The sequence below is a fragment of the Paenibacillus larvae subsp. larvae genome (genome assembly GCF_002003265.1).
Classification (GTDB): domain Bacteria; phylum Bacillota; class Bacilli; order Paenibacillales; family NBRC-103111; genus Paenibacillus_H; species Paenibacillus_H larvae.
The window spans coordinates 380894-398607 of sequence record NZ_CP019687.1 but is presented as its reverse complement, the minus strand read 5'-3'; the positions used below and the strand labels follow the sequence as shown (position 1 = coordinate 398607).

At 44.8% G+C, this 17714-nt stretch carries 25 protein-coding genes; 5 read left to right on the top strand and 20 right to left on the bottom strand.

The genetic code is table 11. The features are described from left to right. Window positions 1-10: 10 nt before the first annotated feature. The 18 genes from BXP28_RS02195 to BXP28_RS02110 form a co-directional block, all read right to left on the bottom strand. Window positions 11-1096 (bottom strand): sigma-70 family RNA polymerase sigma factor, encoded by a 1086-nt coding sequence (locus BXP28_RS02195; protein ID WP_158673680.1) that lies wholly within the window; start codon window positions 1094-1096, stop codon window positions 11-13. A gap of 16 nt (window positions 1097-1112) precedes the next feature. After that, window positions 1113-1334, bottom strand: coding sequence for a hypothetical protein (locus BXP28_RS02190; protein WP_036658324.1), 222 nt, complete (start codon window positions 1332-1334; stop codon window positions 1113-1115). Window positions 1335-1337: 3 nt separating this feature from the next. Beyond that, window positions 1338-1733: a RusA family crossover junction endodeoxyribonuclease gene (locus tag BXP28_RS02185; protein ID WP_036658322.1), complete on the bottom strand. Its 396-nt coding sequence runs from the start codon at window positions 1731-1733 to the stop codon at window positions 1338-1340. Continuing rightward, a complete protein-coding gene (locus BXP28_RS02180) occupies window positions 1723-2001 on the bottom strand; it encodes a hypothetical protein (protein WP_036658320.1) in 279 nt (92 codons plus the stop codon). Before BXP28_RS02180 ends, BXP28_RS02185 begins: the two co-directional genes overlap by 11 nt. A gap of 286 nt (window positions 2002-2287) precedes the next feature. Continuing rightward, complete coding sequence (locus tag BXP28_RS02175) at window positions 2288-4594, bottom strand: AAA family ATPase (RefSeq protein WP_235430714.1); 2307 nt, start codon at window positions 4592-4594, stop codon at window positions 2288-2290. Then, the gene (locus BXP28_RS02170) at window positions 4548-4718 is read right to left on the bottom strand and encodes a DUF3797 domain-containing protein (protein ID WP_077584865.1); all 171 of its coding nucleotides are present in this window, start codon (window positions 4716-4718) and stop codon (window positions 4548-4550) included. The genes BXP28_RS02175 and BXP28_RS02170 overlap by 47 nt, the downstream gene beginning before the upstream one ends. A 35-nt stretch (window positions 4719-4753) precedes the next feature. Then, entirely contained in the window at window positions 4754-6334 is a 1581-nt protein-coding gene (locus BXP28_RS02165; protein ID WP_036658317.1) for a DEAD/DEAH box helicase, read from the bottom strand. Window positions 6335-6343: 9 nt separating this feature from the next. Next, the gene (locus BXP28_RS02160) at window positions 6344-6850 is read right to left on the bottom strand and encodes a hypothetical protein (protein WP_036658315.1); all 507 of its coding nucleotides are present in this window, start codon (window positions 6848-6850) and stop codon (window positions 6344-6346) included. Between the two features lie 24 nt (window positions 6851-6874). After that, window positions 6875-7951: an ATP-binding protein gene (locus BXP28_RS02155; RefSeq protein WP_023483362.1), complete on the bottom strand. Its 1077-nt coding sequence runs from the start codon at window positions 7949-7951 to the stop codon at window positions 6875-6877. 2 nt (window positions 7952-7953) lie between these two features. After that, the gene (locus BXP28_RS02150; RefSeq protein WP_036658314.1) at window positions 7954-9264 is read right to left on the bottom strand and encodes an AAA family ATPase; all 1311 of its coding nucleotides are present in this window, start codon (window positions 9262-9264) and stop codon (window positions 7954-7956) included. A gap of 65 nt (window positions 9265-9329) precedes the next feature. After that, window positions 9330-10040, bottom strand: coding sequence for a hypothetical protein (locus tag BXP28_RS02145; protein ID WP_036658312.1), 711 nt, complete (start codon window positions 10038-10040; stop codon window positions 9330-9332). A 36-nt stretch (window positions 10041-10076) separates the two neighbouring features. Then, window positions 10077-10448: a hypothetical protein gene (locus tag BXP28_RS02140; protein ID WP_036658310.1), complete on the bottom strand. Its 372-nt coding sequence runs from the start codon at window positions 10446-10448 to the stop codon at window positions 10077-10079. Window positions 10449-10480: 32 nt separating this feature from the next. Beyond that, complete coding sequence (locus BXP28_RS02135; protein ID WP_036658308.1) at window positions 10481-10765, bottom strand: AbrB/MazE/SpoVT family DNA-binding domain-containing protein; 285 nt, start codon at window positions 10763-10765, stop codon at window positions 10481-10483. Continuing rightward, complete coding sequence (locus BXP28_RS02130; RefSeq protein WP_036658306.1) at window positions 10762-10992, bottom strand: hypothetical protein; 231 nt, start codon at window positions 10990-10992, stop codon at window positions 10762-10764. Before BXP28_RS02130 ends, BXP28_RS02135 begins: the two co-directional genes overlap by 4 nt. Window positions 10993-11007: 15 nt before the next feature. Continuing rightward, window positions 11008-11259 (bottom strand): DUF7667 family protein, encoded by a 252-nt coding sequence (locus BXP28_RS02125; protein ID WP_036658305.1) that lies wholly within the window; start codon window positions 11257-11259, stop codon window positions 11008-11010. A 16-nt stretch (window positions 11260-11275) separates the two neighbouring features. Further along, the gene (locus BXP28_RS02120; RefSeq protein WP_046655182.1) at window positions 11276-11524 is read right to left on the bottom strand and encodes a hypothetical protein; all 249 of its coding nucleotides are present in this window, start codon (window positions 11522-11524) and stop codon (window positions 11276-11278) included. Then, window positions 11494-11640: a helix-turn-helix domain-containing protein gene (locus BXP28_RS02115; RefSeq protein ID WP_235430716.1), complete on the bottom strand. Its 147-nt coding sequence runs from the start codon at window positions 11638-11640 to the stop codon at window positions 11494-11496. Before BXP28_RS02115 ends, BXP28_RS02120 begins: the two co-directional genes overlap by 31 nt. Before the next feature lie 121 nt (window positions 11641-11761). Further along, window positions 11762-11920 (bottom strand): helix-turn-helix transcriptional regulator, encoded by a 159-nt coding sequence (locus BXP28_RS02110; RefSeq protein WP_241466832.1) that lies wholly within the window; start codon window positions 11918-11920, stop codon window positions 11762-11764. Window positions 11921-12128: 208 nt separating this feature from the next. On the opposite strand from BXP28_RS02110, the gene BXP28_RS02105 reads away from it, so the two are divergent. The 3 genes from BXP28_RS02105 to BXP28_RS02095 all read left to right on the top strand — a co-directional run bounded on the left by BXP28_RS02105 (window position 12129) and on the right by BXP28_RS02095 (window position 14152). After that, window positions 12129-12461: a helix-turn-helix domain-containing protein gene (locus BXP28_RS02105; RefSeq protein WP_235430715.1), complete on the top strand. Its 333-nt coding sequence runs from the start codon at window positions 12129-12131 to the stop codon at window positions 12459-12461. 7 nt (window positions 12462-12468) lie between these two features. Then, window positions 12469-12933, top strand: coding sequence for an ImmA/IrrE family metallo-endopeptidase (locus tag BXP28_RS02100; RefSeq protein ID WP_036658299.1), 465 nt, complete (start codon window positions 12469-12471; stop codon window positions 12931-12933). Between the two features lie 79 nt (window positions 12934-13012). Then, window positions 13013-14152 carry a site-specific integrase gene (locus BXP28_RS02095; protein WP_051428101.1) on the top strand — a complete coding sequence of 380 codons (1140 nt, stop codon included), beginning with the start codon at window positions 13013-13015 and terminating at the stop codon, window positions 14150-14152. A gap of 52 nt (window positions 14153-14204) precedes the next feature. Here the strand turns inward: BXP28_RS02095 and BXP28_RS02090 are convergent, their stop codons facing one another. Further along, on the bottom strand, window positions 14205-14570 hold the full coding sequence (locus BXP28_RS02090) for a hypothetical protein (RefSeq protein ID WP_023483248.1): 366 nt from the start codon (window positions 14568-14570) through the stop codon (window positions 14205-14207). A gap of 577 nt (window positions 14571-15147) precedes the next feature. Further along, a complete protein-coding gene (locus BXP28_RS02085) occupies window positions 15148-16953 on the bottom strand; it encodes a M3 family oligoendopeptidase (RefSeq protein ID WP_036658297.1) in 1806 nt (601 codons plus the stop codon). 222 nt (window positions 16954-17175) lie between these two features. Here BXP28_RS02085 and BXP28_RS02080 point away from each other — a divergent pair, with 222 nt between their 5' ends. Both BXP28_RS02080 and BXP28_RS02075 read left to right on the top strand, forming a co-directional pair. Beyond that, window positions 17176-17376 (top strand): YycC family protein, encoded by a 201-nt coding sequence (locus BXP28_RS02080; protein ID WP_077584864.1) that lies wholly within the window; start codon window positions 17176-17178, stop codon window positions 17374-17376. Window position 17377: 1 nt separating this feature from the next. Next, on the top strand, window positions 17378-17614 hold the full coding sequence (locus BXP28_RS02075) for a hypothetical protein (RefSeq protein WP_036658295.1): 237 nt from the start codon (window positions 17378-17380) through the stop codon (window positions 17612-17614). Window positions 17615-17714: the final 100 nt, after the last annotated feature.

The window sequence follows — 17714 nt, the reverse complement described above, 5'->3', positions numbered from 1 at the left end:
AGGATCTACCTCACGCATGGCGATCCAGCTCAATGTAATAAAATCCCGTATCAGTTTGAAGTGCGTAGCGTTTGGGGGTAACTTTTTTTCGACGCAACCAATCAGGCAAACGCTTGTTGATTATACGAAGGCCACTATCGCTTTTTTGAGCCCGAAGCTTCAGGCCATTGTCACCGACTTGAATGATCAACCTTGGGCCCTCTGGATCATAACCAATCTGGACACACTGGCCTGCTTTACACCCCATCTGATGGACTGCTCTTTGATTAAAATGCATCCCTTGGCTATTTAAGCCAATAGTGGGATTCGTTTGAACAACTTCGTCGACAAACCATTCAATGCCGGGGTTAGATACCATCTGATTTCCGCGTCCTTTACTCATGTTTATTGCCTCCCTTTTTAAAGTTCCAGCTTGAAACTGGGTATACTTATCTTTGATTTTCTTAAGAATCCGGGACACATACATCTGTGTTTTGCCAATGTGCATAGCAATTTCCTTTTGTGTTTGATCCTGCAGCCGTAATTCAAGCACGGCCCGTTCTAATGGTTTTAAAGCGCACAAGAAATCTTGAACATGAACGGATGTAAAATCTGTCATAGCAGGAAGTACATCCAGCATAGTTGCCTCTTCGTCAGTTTTATCAGAACTCAATGCTTGATCTAACGAAGCTACCGACCACCCGGCTAAATGGCGTTTGACTTCCCGGATTTCAGCAAGCTTCCATCCAGTCTTTTCAGCGATAGACTCGGCTGACTCTTGATCCCATCCTTGTTTCCAAATAACGGTTAATTTGTTTTGAATAGATCTGGGTACTCGAACCGAAAAACGTTTATCCGCCAAAAATCGCTGAATACTCCATTTGATCATGTTAAAGGCATAAGTCGAAAATGAAGACACTTTCCTGTTAAACCGGTCTGGATCATAGTTACGGAATGCTTGGATAAGTCCGATCATCCCGACTGACACTAGATCATCATAATCAAGTCCTGCACCAATACAGCTGCGGTATTTTCGAGCTACTGAATGCACCATTTTCTCATATGCCGGTATCATTTCATCTTCGTATCCCAGATGAGGGTTATATCTTATACTCAAGAGCGATCCCCCCATGTCAGTCCTTTTTCCTGCTTTCGTAAACTTCTTCAAGCCATTCAACCAGCATCATCATTTGTTTAATTACCAGCCGATTCTCTTGATACTTCTTGCTTAGAGCACCGGAAGAGTCAGCTACCCACACCCAAAACTGTTCATTCTCCATCCCGTATTTCATTGCCACTTGGTTAGCCTGATTGATCCAGTCAACGACATCTGCATACAAGGCTTTATAGTCCATAGGCTATACCTCTTCGATCTTGATATAGATGCCCGGCAGCTTGGCCCAGAACTTTTCAGCAACCAAGCTGACCACCAGGGCATCATCCTTCCAAAACTTCAAATCCGTCATGCAGTCAAAAAGCAGTTTCTGGCTGTTGTCGATATCTGGGCGTGTCATCTTATACTCCCCGTCCTGGCGCTTACCTGTGATTGGGAAACACCATTTCACAACCAACCTGACAGGCCGTGCATACGTCTTCTCCGGCACATGTTGCCCAAGGTGGGCCATCAATTTCACCCGAGCAGTTTTCAATTCGGGCGGCTCGTAAAATACCGGCTTGTTTTTCACGACGGTAACCTGTTTCTGCTGGGAAGTTGTTTTCGGCGGAATCATTGCCATGAAGAACTCAGTCGTCATTGTTCTGACCCTCAATCATTTCTTCCCACTCGTCTACTGTGCCTCGCAAATAGCTCGGGGCTTCTTCGCTCGAAAACAAGGCTTCCCGATCAAGAACGAATTTGACTTGAAACACATCTTCGCCGGTATTTTTGTTTTTGAACTTAGTTCCGAATTGCAATTTCCCGGCTTTATCATAGCACCGCATAAAATAGCAGCTGCCAAATTCAATCGTTTCCCCTTTTTCCATTTCCCAATATTTGTTATCGTATTTTTTTTCTTTTTTCATTTTCTCTTCCCCTCTCTCGCGGGAGTCAGTGATAGGCAGGGGTGGTACAGGGTGGTGGTGGCGTGAGCAAAACACCACCACCCCCTTACACACCACCACTGACTTACAGTCTTCATAAACATAAATTAATTATCTACGGGCGCGATATATATAAATAATAGGAGTCATTCCCCGCAACTTTTCGCGGAATTGCGGCAACCATGATGCTTGCAACTTGCGGCGACCATAAATTAATGATTGCCGCAACATATTGCAACCACCATAAAACTATGATTGCCGCCGCAATTTACTCATCTTCTTTGTCTTCCTTTTTGATAATTCGGAAGCCGATTGACCGATCAATTTCGTAGCCGTATTTCTTAATCCAATCTCTTACGGTACGTTCCGCAACCTCTTTTCCAGTTGAAGAGTACCATGATATGACATCCAGTACGGTAGGCGGCTCCCCAAAATTGCAGTTTTTCACGACCTCTTCAAACTCCTCTGCCTTGCTTCGGCGTTCCTTCTTGGCCGAATCCTTCCGCTTGTTCGTCGCCTTCTTCCAAGCCGGTGCTTCTCCTTCCGGCTCAATATCCTTCAAGCTGCCCACGTCATCCACTTTATGGATCGGGTACTGGAACCACATGTTTACCGGCTCAAATTTCGGATACTCCCGCAGCGTGCCCTCGACTCTCCAGGCTGAGCGTATACGGACGCTGCGGACGGCCTGCTTGGTTCTCTCTTGAGCGCTTGCCAACTGACTAGGAATCGCACGCTTTGCATGTTCTTCCATAGCCTTGGCGTTCAATGCGTCGTCCAGTGATACATGTTCCTCCAAATAGTCCGGATTAAATTTTTCAAAGAACTGCTGATAGACCGCACATATAGCCTTGTTTTCCTCTTGCTTCATTAGAGCTTCCGTCACTTCCAGCTCCACCAAGTCAATCAGCGCGTCCGGGTCGCGTGCAAATACGCCGCTGCCGGATGCCCGGTCCATCGATTTTTTACCGCCCTGTGATCCCTTAGAATGGTGGTGACAGTAGATGACGCTGGCTCCTAATTCCGTTGCGATCTTATCGAATTGGTTAGTAAAGTGCGCCATCTGGTCGGCGCTGTTCTCATCACCGGTTAACACTTTATAAATAGGATCAATAATGACCGCAATATAATTCTTCTTGGCTGCGCGCCGGATCAGCTTCGGCGCAAGCTTATCCATCGGAACTGACTTCCCACGAAGGTTCCAGATGTCAATATTTCCAAGGTTGTTAGGCTGCCAGTTAAGCGCGCTATATACGTCCTTAAAACGATGGAGACAAGAAGCGCTGTCAAGTTCCAAATTGACATACAGTACCTTGCCCTTTGTGCATGGCCATCCCATCCATTTACCGCCTTCAGCTATGGCAATGCTAAGCTCAATCAGTGCGAAAGACTTCCCGGCCTTAGACGGCCCGGCCATGAGCATCTTGTGCCCTTGCCGCAGCACGCCCTCAATCAACGGCGGTGCCAACTGCGGCATGTTGTCCCAATAATCCGTCAGGCTTTCCGGATCCGGCAGATCGTCATTGACGCCCTCAATCCATTCATGCCACTCTGCCCAGCCTGATTTGCCGATGTTGGTGTCCACAATGAATTGCTTTTTACCGTTACGCTCGACGCCCGGCATACGAGATAGCCTGGACGGGTTCCTGTTTTGATTGTCGATACTGAGACCGTTCTTTTTACAAACGTTATACAAGTAATCGACCCGTTTTCGATATTCGTCGTAACTAGCCGCATCAATCCGTACGATGGCGTGGAGACTCTTCCCACCACTGTAGACCAGTACAGCAATCGGCAGCTCCAGTTCCCGCATGATGGCATTTTGCTTTTCAATATCCATCGTGTCGGACTCGACCAAGGCATATCGAAAATCGGTCACATTCTCGTTTTTGACGCCCTTACCATCCAACGGATTAAACCGAATCCATGCGCCGGCTTCTGGGTTGTAATCCCCTAGGACAGACCCAATATCGCCATTACATTGGTTAAGTAGCTGAATCAATTCACCGGCTGACCGGTCCCATGCCCCTTTGGTTGGCAGGTATTTTCCTTCATCGTTTTGCCAAGTGTCCACTACATAGCCGACATTTTCAGATGCTTCAAACAATATTTCTAGGTATGTGGTCAACTGCTGCACTGGGTTCCAGACGGCCGGCTCGTGAATCTCTTTTCCTTCAATCCAGTTCTTATCGACAACCACATAATCACCTGCGATTTCGTCATTCCAGTCCAGCTCCCGGTCCTCGCGATCTGCGGAGCGCGGCATCCAGCCGTTATCCTTCGCCATCTGCGTGATCGTCGCTCCCGTGATCGGCGTTCCCGTACCTTCAAACGTGGTCCACTTCTTAAAGCATTCTCCGGGATGGTAACGAGTGCTGTCCCGTTTACTCCAATCATCCCAATTACTCGCCGTATAACCTTCATATTTGAGGGCCATGCCCACGTTGATCCATTCCTGATAATTTAGGTAGGATGGATCGATATACTCCAGTAAAGAAACAAGATCCAATTTATGTTCCATAGGCTTCTCAACCTTTCCCTGTTTCGACCCATGATTGAATTGCCTCATATTCATTCACTTCAATACTCCACCCGCATTTACAACTGCGTTTAAAAATATGATCTTCAATGATCAAAGTTCCTTCACCGTTACCTATTTGGTCACTACCGCATTCCTTACAATGGGAATACTTACGCATAATTGAACGGATTGAAGAGTGTTCATATTAACCTCCTATTCCCCGCGATACTCTTTAGGATTGATGCCGTCCGGAACTCTCCAGCCATTTCCGGCAATCCGGTCAATCAGCCTTTTGGCGGTTTCGAATGACCATGTGCCAACATGTTGAAATCCTCTTTGCTCAAGAAACCGGATTTGCTTCGGTGTGGTTAAGCCTTCGGATCGCCTTTTGTCCAAGCGTTCGAGCAGTTTCGTTGCCTTGCCGGCATTATCAATTTGGTCTGGTAGGATGCCCAGTTTCTCAAGCGTTTTGATTTGCTTCTCACTCGGTGGAGCCATTTCCCAGCCGAACGATGGCACATAGCTGGACAAGTCTTCCGCCTGAATGCTCATTTCAAATTGCAACGGATCGACCAGCTTCCGCTTGCGGCGTTTCATCTCTTCCAACTGTTTGGCTAACGCTTCTTCGCGTTGCGAGATTACGTCCTCTGCAGCTTGCTTCTCGACCGTCTCCAGATCAAGCGGAATACCGGCCTCTTCAATCTGCTTGGTCATAGCCTTGGCAATTTCCTCATTCTCCGCAATGAGGTGGGCCGGATGACAAAGTTCATGACGTTCTGTGTGCCAGAGGAAATCAAGAAGCAATAATTCAGTTTTACCGGGATAAAGCCGGGTACCGCGCCCGACCATTTGGCTGTATAAGCTACGTACTTTCGTCGGCCGTAAAACTACCACGCAATCCACACTCGGGCAGTCCCATCCTTCCGTCAGTAGCATGGAATTACATAATACGTTGTATTTGCCATTGTCGAAATTTTCTAATATCTCTGCTCGGTCTTGTGACTCTCCATTTACTTCTGCTGCCTGAAAGCCGCATTGATTCAATATTTCTGTAAACTTTTGACTTGTCTTCACTAGCGGGAGAAAGACAACGATTTTTCGATCTTTAGCGACTCGGCACATTTCAGCGGCAATAGAATCCAAATAAGGGTCCAACGCTGTGCCCAGGTCGCTATTTTTAAAGTCACCGGCTTGCTGCCCGACTGCAGATAGGTCTAACTTTAACGGAATCGTTATGGCTTTGATCGGGCTGAGATACCCTTCCTTGATCGCCTTGGGCAGCGTATACTCATAGGCCAGGCTTTCAAAATAGCTTCCCAAGTTGCGCATATCGCCACGATCAGGAGTGGCCGTAACACCCAGCACATTTGCGCCATCGAAATACTGCAGCACACGCTGGTAACTGTCCGATATGCAGTGGTGTGCCTCATCGATGATAACAGTGTCAAAATGGTCGTGATCAAACTGTTCCAGTCGCTTTTCGCGCATCATCGTTTGTATGCTTCCGACAACAACCCGATACCAGCTACCGACGGAAGTCTGTTCCGCCTTCTCTGTTGCACACTTCAGACCCGTTGACTTCTCCAGCTTGTCGGCAGCCTGCTCAAGCAATTCCCCGCGGTGGGCCAGGACAAGCACACGCTCGCCTAGCCTTACACGGTCTTCAATCACCTTCGAAAACACTATTGTCTTGCCGCAGCCTGTCGGGAGTACCAGAAGCGTTCTTTTGACGCCTTTTTCCCATTCGTCTTGGATGGATTCCCGCGCTGACTGCTGGTAATCTCTTAGCTCCATGATTACCTCCTAAAATTGGCCCGGTGTAAAGCTGTTTTGCTGATTTGTTGGGAAAGGCGCCTGATGTTGTGATTGTTGCTGCTGACCATATACCTCGTCATACGGATAAAAGGTCTTCACCTGATTGTTGGTCCGTTCCACGCCGTCCCGGCCGGTAAATTTATTAATTTCAAGTTTTAAACGCCCCTTAGAGCCGACAACCGTATTCCAGTTCATTTTAAGCTTCTCGCCCTTCTTCTTCTGGCCGATACCGGCAAAGAAGTTGGACAGCAGCCCTTCGGTTTTCGTATGCAGGAACAGATTGTGAAATACGACCACATCGCCATGTTCAGGCGAATGAACCGCCAATTCCAGCTTTGCTTGGTTGCAAGCCGGCATTTTTTCACTGCCAGCAAACCGTCCACGTTCAAATTTCTTGACCGTAAAATCGTAGTCGCCTGCAGGAAGAACGATAAACTCTCCACCGTCTTTTTCAATCTCATCATCCCAGCTTAATTCCCTTTCCATTTGACTCATGTATAATTCCTCCTGTGTTGTGTATTAAAATGGGACTTTATCCCTTATTTCTTGAATCATGTTAAAGACTTGAGGCCATGCCCCAACAAGTACACCTTCAACAAAATTTGAGTCATAATTGGTGATTGGCGTATCTTGCGGGTAATATCCCTTTTGGTTAACAACCATCTGAATCTCCCATTCCGCAACTTGATGCTGAATCATTAAATCTCGCAGAGATCGCGGGATGTTGGGATCGAGTTGCATTTCAGGAACACTTTCTGGAGCCGGTTGCTGTAAAGGCTCAGGATCAGTAGTTGCCGTCGGACTCGGTGCTGGCGTCGAGGCCTGATCAATCGGAGTTTCCGGCGTGAAAGGTGTGGCCGTAGTAGCTTTGTTAAAAATATGAGCAATATGGGAATAGTCCAGTGGAAACTCATCGGGCAGCCCATGACGGTTTTTCGCATCCCAAGCCGGATGATGGGTTGCGTAAACCATACGGGCACCGCCCTGCCCTTTGTGTTTTCGCCCTTTATCGTCAGTAGCAACGCTGAATGTTTTATAATTGATAAATAAGACCATGTCAGCCCATTCCTTGACCAGCGGTGCTGTCTGTGAGCTCGTTTTCTTTCCGAGCTTCAACTGATAGCGGTCATAGGCCCCCATTTCGTCTGGCTGCTCAAATTTCACAATCTGGGCATGGGCGACCAAGACAACATGAATGCCGGCTTCGATCACATCACTGAGCAGATTTAAAAAGCGGCCGAATTCCTCTTTCGTATAAACATAGCCATTGCCATACCCGAAATCCTCAATCCCCTTCTTTCCATGCCGCACGCAAATACTTTCCACGCAAAGCATTTCCGCCCAATCGATAGTATCGATGACGAGCGTTCCAAACCGGCCCGCCTGCTGCTTTACCCACTCCACTTGTTGCCGGAGCATTTCCCAGCTCGTCGGCTTTTTCAAGCGCTGAACATCCATCTCTGTGGTAGAACCTTCTGTGTCAATGAAGACAGGGTTAGGGAATTGGGCCGCCAGAGAGGATTTTCCAATCCCCTCAGGTCCGTATAGAACAACTTTCTTGGCCTTTTCAACTTTTCCACTGATAACCTCGAACATGATTAAAATTCACCTGCTTTCCATGCTTTTGTTTCTGGCTGTTGAACTGAGTCTTGTTTAGACTGTGTTAGCTCCTGGCCGGCTACATAACCGTCTTCGATGATAATGGAGCATTCATCTCCGGTACTGACGCGCGTCGCGATGGCCTGCAATCCTTCCTGCTCCAGCCATTGGCCGAATTCGCGAAGAGTATCGATATCCATCTGCTCCAATTTGTCTAATAGGATAAAACCGCAATCTGGTTTGAGCTTCCGCACGATCGCCATGGAAACTTTTAATTGATCCGCGCCGCTCATGTTGTCCCACTTCTGGCCGTTATAGACCAGTTCCCCGTCCTCAACGGACAGGCTAGGTAGTGGCAGATTCGCATTCTTAAGCAAGTCTGTTTTCTGTTGGCGAATCTCCGTGATTTCGGCTGAAAGTTTGTCATACTGCACCCGGTATTCACTGGCATCCGCCTCTGCCTTGTCTTTGTCCAAATTGGCTCTAACTTTGCGATTGATCTCGTCGATCTGCTGAATGTTGGCTTCAAGCTCTGCCGTCGATTCGTCGTGGAGATCGAGGGCATCCTTACGGGCAATCGCTAAATCTTCGCCGATTTTCATATACTCTTCCTTAAGCTTTATCAATTCGGCTTCCAATCGGGCGATTTCTTTTCCTTTGGCCTCGCGTTCAGCTTCAAAATAATTCAATCGTTGCCGCTTGCGCTGGTTCTCACCGTTTTTCGCAAGTATCTCTTGCTGTTGACGAATGAGCTCCGCCGCAGATACGGGTTCCTTCGGCGCGTCCGGATAATAAGGCTGCTCCTTGGCGTACTTGGCTTTCTGATCCGCAATCTTCCCAATGGCATGGCGCTGGTTATAGACTTCCTGTTCCTTGGTTTCCAGTTCATGCAGTTTGTCACCAACGCCGATAATGCGGAGCAGAATATTGGCCTTTTCCTTGTTGCTGGCATTCATGAACTTGGGCAGATCAATGGCCAATTCTTCCACGAAGCTGTCGAGCAGCTGCTGGCCTCCTTTCTGGCCGTTCGGATCAATTACCTTCAAATCCGAATTTTTACCTTTGCGCTCCACGACCAAGCCGTTCGACAGCACGATGTGGAGATGGGGAGGCACCGCTGATCCTTCCCGTTTTGCTTGTGAAGGCCGATACTTATTACCGCCTAACCCCCACGCAATGGCATCCAGCACGCTTGTTTTGCCTTGATTATTCTTCCCGCCGACAACCGTCAACCCGGAAGTCGTTGGCTCGATTTTAACGGCCTTTACTCGTTTGACATTTTCGATTTCCAGCTTATTAATTTTGATCACGCTCAATCCTCCTTGTTGCTTGGTTAAATGAAGGGCGGCATTACAACCGCCCCTTTAGGCTTGGCTTATGCAATGACAACAATCTGACCTGTTTCAATCAGTTCTGATAATTTTTCAACTAGGTAAGTAGCCACTGCATCAATAGCCGCATTACGCCAAGCGCCTCCATCGGCTTCAAACAGCGCAGCCAGCGGTCCGTTTTTCATCCGGAAGACGAAAGCAGATTCCGGCTGAATCACTTCGACAAAGGTACGATATGGAGCCAGCAGTACCGGATTAGGCACCTTAACATCCTCTACTGTTGCGACGCCAGTCTTGGCTGTCACAGACTGCGAAACGCCGTCATCTCCGATGCTTCGTACGTTTTCTTCCTTGACATTTCCAACGACTTTGAGCAACTTCGCACGGTCCTCGTTCGCCACGAACCCAGATTGCAGTTTGATGATAAAATCTTCAGCTTCATAGTAGGAGCCGAACCGATATTCTGGCAGCAATGCCTCAGCCTTGATGATTTCCTTCCGTGCATAATCATTGTTATACGAAGATACAACCGTTACTTGTGTAGGACTGACTACATGAACTAAGAGTGGAGCTTGCTTATCAAACTCAGATTTCAAGTAATCTATCAATCCAGAAAGATTACGTACTACCAGCGGTTCCGGCGTCGGTTCTACCACCTCGTACAGTTGGTGTGTAGCATACTGCTGTCCATTAACTTCAATAATTTCCGGCTGGCCTTGCTCCGAAAGATATTCCAATGCATCGCGATTAAACATATTTAATTCCTCCTATGATTTGGGTTTTGGATTTGATTAATAGATTCGTTTGATTTTGTCGCCGACATCGCTTCGCACTTCGCCATCATCCCCCAGGTAGGTCTGTCCCTGCATGTTGGACTTAAGTTCAGCACCGACAACCTTCCCGTCATTATCACGGTCCATGATGATCGTAGTCATCAGTTCCTTTGATGGGGCTAGTGTGGTCGTGGCCTGAATGGTGACTTCGGCTATTTCCCGTTTCTCATCAGGCTTGATTGACAAAGACAGATTGATCTTCCGCGCCGCTTTAGCACTGGTGTTGGGATCACCAATATTAGCAAATACCTTTGCCAACTCCTGTTCAAAACGTTCAACGACACCACCATTTGCTAGGGATTCCAATGAGATTCTTGCGCTCTTACTCATTTTCAAATTCCTCCTATAAGAAAAATTGGAAATTATTCAGCGGTATGTGATAGGCTTTCTTTGATCTTATCCGCGTGGTTACTGATCTCCTCGATGCATTTCTGACAGATGTTACGGCCGAAAAATGTCTGTAAATCGCCACTAATTCCACCACAGAGATAGCAGCCCGGGTTATATTTCTTCAGCATAATGCGCTCACCGTCTACATAGATTTCCAGAGCGTCTTTTTCACCAATGCCTAAAGTAGTACGGAGTTCTTTTGGGATTACTACCCGCCCTAATTCGTCAAGTTTCCTTACAATTCCGGTTACTTTCATTGATTAGCGCCTCCCCATTGTGTTATGATTGGGTATACCTTTTTTTTGGCAGAACGGTCGTCGTGCAGGACAGCCGTTCTATTTTTATGGATTTCTTTTTCTATTTCTTCTATTTGAGCCATCAACCACCAGTCCCAAGTGCCATCTTCTTGATGGTGCTTTTTGTTTTGGCGGTATATCAATTTCAATTCTTCGATCCTTTGCCGCGCGGCTTTAAAATTGTACATGTTGTTCACCTCCTTTCAAATTACTGGAAAATCGAGAGTGCGTTCTATTTCTTTAATTTGGGCACATATTTCATGTTGCCAATCGGTATCTTGCATTGCGTAAGCTGTGACGCTAAGCTCTTTAAGCCAATCTAATTTAAGTACCAATGTCGCATTTTGCTTTATGCAGTGCGTTAAATCTGCCCACTCTAATGGGGTTAGTTCGCGTTTTTTCGAAAGCATGTGCAACTCCGCAAGCCGCCTATGAATCGGGTGGATACCAATCATACTTTTCTCACCTCCTTTACTGTGGTTTAGTAGGACTAGCTTTCTTAAGTCTCCGTTCTTCTTTGAGCTTCTTGTACGCTTCTAATGTTTTTTCCGAAAGCATTATCGAAACTTTCTCAGGAACGTTTTCCGCTGTTGCTTGCTTAAGGGCAAGGTGTACAACAGAATCAAGGTTTTCTAAATTTTCACCTGCACATTCGCGGATTACTTGCTCCATAAGCTCCCACATCTTAGTTAGAATTTCTTCTCCATGCTTTCTATCCATTCCAAAAATGCCTCCTTTCTAATTCTGCGACTGTTACCACTTTTAAAACTGGGCAATACCCCACTTGTGCAACGAGCGTAAACTGTATTGATGTGCCATCCAAGATAATCGGCCACCTGCTTTGCGGTCAAGATATTTGGCAGTTGGTCCACGTTTTTGCCCCCCCTCTATAAATTTTTTGAAATATATGTAATTTTAACTTGCGTTATTTTAAATGATGGTTTATAATAATGACAATTAGTGCGAAACCGAACGACATATTTCTACATCAGCAAGGTCTGGAAAAAGATTTTCCGGAGTAGTCTCAAAATACTTAGCTAGTTTAAAAAGCAGTTTTGCATCCGGATTACCTCTTCCGCTTTCTATATTGCGGATATGACTCTCGCTGACGTTCATGTCTATTGATAATTGGCGTTAGGTGACGTTAAATTGACGACGATATTTTAGGAATATTTGTCTGCGAGATAAACTACTGTCCATATGGTTTACCTCCTTTCCGATGTGCTTTTTATTGACACTGACATCATATCACGTCATTTAAACAAACGTCAAGCCCGAAACGTCATTTTTATAAACCTTTTTTTCGAAGGGGGGGCGTTTATTAGTGAATGAAAAAGAGAAAAAACAAATGGGATTAAGGATTAAAAAATTACGTGAAGAAAAAGGCCTTACGCAAGATGAATTGGCGGAAATGCTTGGTATGAAGCGGACAAATATTGCGAACTACGAGGCTGGAAGGGTTATCCCGCCGGGCAATGTTTTACGTGATTTAGCGGACATTTTTGCAGTCTCAACGGATTACCTGCTTGGGAGAGAAACATCTGGAGAGGTTTATACTATAGCCGCTCACCATGACGGGGAGTGGACGGAGGAAGAATTAGAGGAAATTGAACGTTTTAAGGAGTTTGTGAAATCAAAAAGAAAAAATCAGGAGTAACGCAGCCATGACATACGAACAACTGCTCATAGAAGCGTCACAGCATGGTGTGGACATCTTCGAAGAAAATATAAGAGGTTCTATAAAAGGTTTGTACTGTAACAATACAATATGGATTAACAAATGTATAACTACCACCATAGAAAAGAAGTGTATCCTCTCTGAAGAACTAGGCCATTATCATACCTCCTCAGGTAATATACTTGACCAATCAGATATAAGAAACCGAAAACAAGAAATTAGAGCCAGAGACTGGGCCTGCCAAAGATTAGTTACACTTAATGACTTTGTCAGCGCTTACGAATCTGGCGTCTGTAATAAATTTGAGTTGGCAGAATTTCTGGGTATAACTGAAGATTTTTTGGAAATGACTCTTGATTATTATCGGAGAAAGTATGAACATTATGCTTTTTTCAAGAGCTATATAATTTTTTTTGACCCCCTTGTTTTAGTTAAAATGTTGGAATATTAATTCTTTGCGCTTTCCAGCCGCAAGGCTGTTTAACATACATATTAAACCGAACATATATTCGCAAGGAGGATTGAGCACGATGGCAGGAACATTTCGTAAACGTAATTGCAAGTGCCCACCTGAGCGGAGACGCTGTACATGTGGGGCAAAGTGGTACTATCGGTACGATATCACCGATCCAAAAACAGGAAAACGAAAGCAGAAAGAGGTAGGCGGATTTAGAACAAAGGAAGAGGCTCAAGAAGCTGCTGTAAGGATACAGTCAGAATTGTTAAACGGGACTTACGTTGAGCCAACAAAACTTACCGTAGGGGAATTCCTATTGGATTTCGTGGAAAATACACTTAAGTATGAGGTTGCCCCTAACACTTACGAGCAACGTATGACGTTTGTAAAGAATCATATACAACCGAACATTGGGAGTTTAAGACTTACTGATCTTACCCCTAATCATGTTCAGAAATTTTACAACAGTCTTCGTGAACATTACGGGGCCGGGTACGTCCAAAACATCGGGAATTTACTAAGTAAAGCTTTCACGCAAGCAGTCAAATGGAATATGATCAGTAGAAACCCAATTCCGCTCGTGAAAAAACCGTCGCTAAGTAGAAAAAATACTAAAATGAAAACTTGGACGGTTGAAGATCAGAGGAAATTTTTAGATTATGCTAAAGACGGACCTAAGCTTTATTATGTAATTTTTCTTTTAGCACTCACATCGGGGATGAGAAAGGGGGAATTACTCGGCCTTATTTGGGATGACGTAGATACAAAAAAGGGGATTGTAAGTATAAAAAGAACAATAGTTTATGCCCAAAGAAAGCTTTATTTGAAAGATATGCCGAAGACGGAGAGTGCGATCCGTACAATCCAACTGCCGGAACCTACTATCAAAGTAATGAAACAGTGGAAGTTAGAATGCCCGGCTAATGAGTTAAATCTACTATTTCCAAGCCCGAAAACTAAAGGGATATTATACCCTAATTCATTAGATAAACAACTTGCGAAGACAATTAAAGGAGCAGGTGTACCTGAAATTACAATGCATGGGCTTCGCCATACATTCGCAACAACTTTGCTGGGATCTAACGTAAATCCAAAAATCGTACAGGAAATGCTCGGACACGCTACAATAAAGACAACAATGGATACCTATTCACACGTATTACCAAACATGCAGAAAGACGCGGCAAGTCAGTTGGGTGCAGTTTTGTTTTGAATTAACTTGTGGGCAAAATGTGGGAAAATGAAATCTTCAAAATAAAAACCCCTTATGCTACAAGGGGTTTAAGTCGTAGAATATAGTTAGACTCAAACTGTACACTGGTGTACAAAGTTCCTTTTTTTACCATAAAATCAAATAAGATTTCCCCATGTGTCCAGTTCACCTTGTACTTGAGGGAATCTATCGCCATTTTTCTGAACTGTTCAAACTGGGAATTGGTTAACCCTCTCCCGGCTTTATTTACTTGGCCATCCATCGCTTCCAGGGGAAGATGTCTTATCCCAAATTTGCCGATCATGTTGTTGCGGATCTGAATGAGTACTGTTCCTGAAGATAATTCAATGAGTTCCTTTTTCATGGCACGAAATGCGATCTCCACTTGGCGGGCAAGCGGTATATGCTCCAATCTCATTACTTCTCTCCTTTCTTTATCCTTTACAAATATAGGTATATAGCCTTACTATACTACATTAATTTTACTAATTCAACAAATTTTTACAAATCCCTAAACCTAAAGAACTATTTATGTTAGAACATTGTAAAATTTCGCAGATTTTTGAATAGGTCTGAAGTATGAATAAACTATACGGATATTCGAGTTTCTACTTACCGGAATTATCCCTGCGGAACTGTCTCGGCGTTATTACCCGTTAACTTTTTAAATATCGTGTATAATAGCTTTGGCTGCAAAACTTGAACAAGAAAGCGATTTCTGAAATGGACTGATTCGTATATATCAGGAATAATCTTAATAAACTGCACCAGCATTTCATACTCAAAAAGGTTGAGCCGTTCTGAAAATATTGATAATATTCCAAATTTTATCTTTTTGCGAACTAAAATTCAAATCATAACATCACATATCAAACAAAAAGAAACCTTTCCTTGGTAAACATGTAGTTACTACATACATCACCAAAGGAGAGGTCTCTTCTTTCCATTCAATATATCGTTGGCCGGCTATGCCTGGAATGGATGTTTATTGTCTGCTAGCCGTTTACTTGAGATTGGGTCAGCTCCATAAATTTGTTTACATCGGCAATAGCCATATCGACTGCACTCTGCCAGAAATCCGGTTTAGTCAAATCTACTCCGAGATGTTTCTGAGCAAGATCTTCTACTGTCATACTGCCTGTATCCCTAAGCAGAGAAGCATATTTCTCTTCAAAGGTTGGACCTTCTTCGATTGCCCGCGCATAGATGCCGCTACTGAACAGATAACCAAAAGTATATGGGAAATTATAGAACGGCACATCGGTTGAGTAAAAGTGCAGTTTGGCCGCCCAAAAATGCGGATGATAAGAGCTTAGCGCATCGTGGAAAGCCTTTTTCTGTGCTTCCACCATAAGTTCGTTCAAGCGTTCGATGCTGACCAGTCCCTTACGGCGCTCTTCATAGAAATTGGTTTCGAAAATAAAGCGGGCGTGAATATTCATGAAGAAAGCAACAGAGCGCTGAATCTTATCTTCCAGCAAAATGATGCGTTCCTGATCCGTAACCGCATTCTTAACCGTGGCATCGGCCACGATCATTTCTGCAAAGGTGGACGCTGTCTCAGCTACGTTCATCGCGTATTGCTGAGCCAGATCCGGCATATCGTTCATCAGATGCTGGTGATAACCGTGTCCCAATTCGTGTGCCAATGTGGATACATTGTCGGCAGTTCCTCCATAGGTCATAAAAATACGGGTTTGTTCGGATAGTGGGAACGACGTACAAAAACCTCCCGGACGTTTGCCTGGACGGTCTTCCGCTTCTATCCAACGGTTCTCGAACGCCATCTCGGCAAATTCAGCCATTTTCGGGCTAAAGTTGCGGAATTGCTCCACAATCAGCTTGGCCCCTTCATCATAGCTGATCTTTTTCGTATCTCCACCGAGCGGGGCTTCCACATCGACCCAACCGAGCTTTTCCAATCCCATCAACTTAGCTTTGCGGTTCAGGTATTCTACAAATATCCCCTTGTTTCGTTCAATTACGTCCCACATTACATTCAGTGTCTGTTCGGACATCCGATTGATGGCAAGCGGTTCTTTATGTACAGACTTCCAGCCTCTATGTTTATAAACCTGAAGACGGAATCCGGCAAGTCGATTCAATTCGTCCGCACAATACTCCCCTTGCTCTTCCCACGCTTGCTCCCACAATTCCATATATTGATGGCGCTTTTCTTTATCGGAAGTATGGAGTTTATTAAAAGCCTGGCCTGCGGAGAGTTCCAGCTTATTACCGTCCTCCTCGACTTCCATACGGAACCGGCTCACGGTCACATCATACAAATCTCCCCAGCCATGATAACCGTCAACAGAGAGATCGCTGATTAAAGCCTCCATTTCTGGAGAAAGTTTTTCCTTGGCAAGGTCCCGGCGTTCATTTAGCGGGAATCTTATGCCCGAGAATTCAGCAGAATCCAGAAGCTGATTCCATACATTATCTTCTGTCTCACTCAGCAATTGATCAAAACGGGTTAAGGAAGCCTCATATTCTGCATAAAGGCTCTTCACTTGTCCGGACAGAAGTTGGGCTTTCTTATCTTTATGATTATCCGACGCCAGGCAGCCTGTGAAAGACATGGCTTCTCCCAGCCGCTGTGAAATGGATTGGGACTGGTTAACCAGTTCAAAAAGCTGTTCTCCTTCCTGTGCATTTTGAGGGGCTTTCGCCGCCGCCAAATTTTCTTTAAATTCAGCAATTCTCTGTTTAGTTTCCTCCAGGAACGAAGCGAATTCCGGGGAGGCACTTCCCCCTTTAAAAAAGGTATCCAAATCCCAGGTCTGGTTTAAGGGTGTTTTCAAAAAAATCACACCTTTCAGAATTTTAATACTGATATCCTTATTAAATCACAAATAAAAGGGAAACATCAATCTATATTGAAGATGTGAGAGGAGTATGCTTAAATAAGCTTATTGGATTTTCCCTTTTTACCCGGTTATTGATATTCATAAATTGCACGTATTGGAAAAATATGATATCAATGGAGTAAAAGAACTATTTTCCATAGAAAGGAAGTAGATCTTATAAAACCCCTTCAAATCTCAGCTGAAACAGCACAAAAGCTTTCCAAACAGCTCGGTATCCCTTTGGAGCACTTGATGCATATGCCTCAGCATATTCTCTTACAAAAATTATCTGAACTTGCAAAGTCAATTCCGGAAAATGAAAATGGATCTAAGGACCCAAATCATAACCTGGACTCTAAGGAAGGAAAAAACAGCTAATATGATTCCGTTCATAAACACGTGGCCCTACGATATTGTGATGAACGATCTTTATGTACCGGAATGTCCGTTTTGCAAACGGGACAATGTGCTTATTCCGATTAAGCCTGGTGAAATCCGGGATATACAAGCCGGCAAAAAAAAGCTTCTGGTTTTCCCCTGCTGCCATCACAGTGTTGTTGTAGTAGATATGGACCGGGACTATTTATTAACAAGCCAGCCTATTAGGAAGGTCTAGCTGCAAAATCATGGAGAAGCGGCTTCTCCATCCTTAACATAAAGGATATATCTTTTACCGGTCAAACAAAACGCTTATGGAATCAGACTAATCTTGTCCG

Bases quoted from the DNA above. Each gene is read 5' to 3' on its own strand.
- BXP28_RS02155 (WP_023483362.1), bottom strand. From the start codon at position 7,951: ATGTTCGAGGTTATCAGTGGAAAAGTTGAAAAGGCCAAGAAAGTTGTT.
- BXP28_RS02175 (WP_235430714.1), bottom strand. From the start codon at position 4,594: ATGAATATGAGGCAATTCAATCATGGGTCGAAACAGGGAAAGGTTGAG.
- BXP28_RS02120 (WP_046655182.1), bottom strand. From the start codon at position 11,524: ATGGATAGAAAGCATGGAGAAGAAATTCTAACTAAGATGTGGGAGCTT.
- BXP28_RS02075 (WP_036658295.1), top strand. From the start codon at position 17,378: ATGATTCCGTTCATAAACACGTGGCCCTACGATATTGTGATGAACGAT.
- BXP28_RS02100 (WP_036658299.1), top strand. From the start codon at position 12,469: ATGACATACGAACAACTGCTCATAGAAGCGTCACAGCATGGTGTGGAC.
- BXP28_RS02180 (WP_036658320.1), bottom strand. From the start codon at position 2,001: ATGAAAAAAGAAAAAAAATACGATAACAAATATTGGGAAATGGAAAAA.
- BXP28_RS02165 (WP_036658317.1), bottom strand. From the start codon at position 6,334: ATGGAGCTAAGAGATTACCAGCAGTCAGCGCGGGAATCCATCCAAGAC.
- BXP28_RS02135 (WP_036658308.1), bottom strand. From the start codon at position 10,765: ATGAAAGTAACCGGAATTGTAAGGAAACTTGACGAATTAGGGCGGGTA.
- BXP28_RS02130 (WP_036658306.1), bottom strand. From the start codon at position 10,992: ATGTACAATTTTAAAGCCGCGCGGCAAAGGATCGAAGAATTGAAATTG.
- BXP28_RS02160 (WP_036658315.1), bottom strand. From the start codon at position 6,850: ATGAGTCAAATGGAAAGGGAATTAAGCTGGGATGATGAGATTGAAAAA.
- BXP28_RS02140 (WP_036658310.1), bottom strand. From the start codon at position 10,448: ATGAGTAAGAGCGCAAGAATCTCATTGGAATCCCTAGCAAATGGTGGT.
- BXP28_RS02190 (WP_036658324.1), bottom strand. From the start codon at position 1,334: ATGGACTATAAAGCCTTGTATGCAGATGTCGTTGACTGGATCAATCAG.
- BXP28_RS02110 (WP_241466832.1), bottom strand. From the start codon at position 11,920: ATGAACGTCAGCGAGAGTCATATCCGCAATATAGAAAGCGGAAGAGGT.
- BXP28_RS02170 (WP_077584865.1), bottom strand. From the start codon at position 4,718: ATGCGTAAGTATTCCCATTGTAAGGAATGCGGTAGTGACCAAATAGGT.
- BXP28_RS02090 (WP_023483248.1), bottom strand. From the start codon at position 14,570: ATGAGATTGGAGCATATACCGCTTGCCCGCCAAGTGGAGATCGCATTT.
- BXP28_RS02095 (WP_051428101.1), top strand. From the start codon at position 13,013: ATGGCAGGAACATTTCGTAAACGTAATTGCAAGTGCCCACCTGAGCGG.
- BXP28_RS02145 (WP_036658312.1), bottom strand. From the start codon at position 10,040: ATGTTTAATCGCGATGCATTGGAATATCTTTCGGAGCAAGGCCAGCCG.
- BXP28_RS02125 (WP_036658305.1), bottom strand. From the start codon at position 11,259: ATGATTGGTATCCACCCGATTCATAGGCGGCTTGCGGAGTTGCACATG.
- BXP28_RS02185 (WP_036658322.1), bottom strand. From the start codon at position 1,733: ATGACGACTGAGTTCTTCATGGCAATGATTCCGCCGAAAACAACTTCC.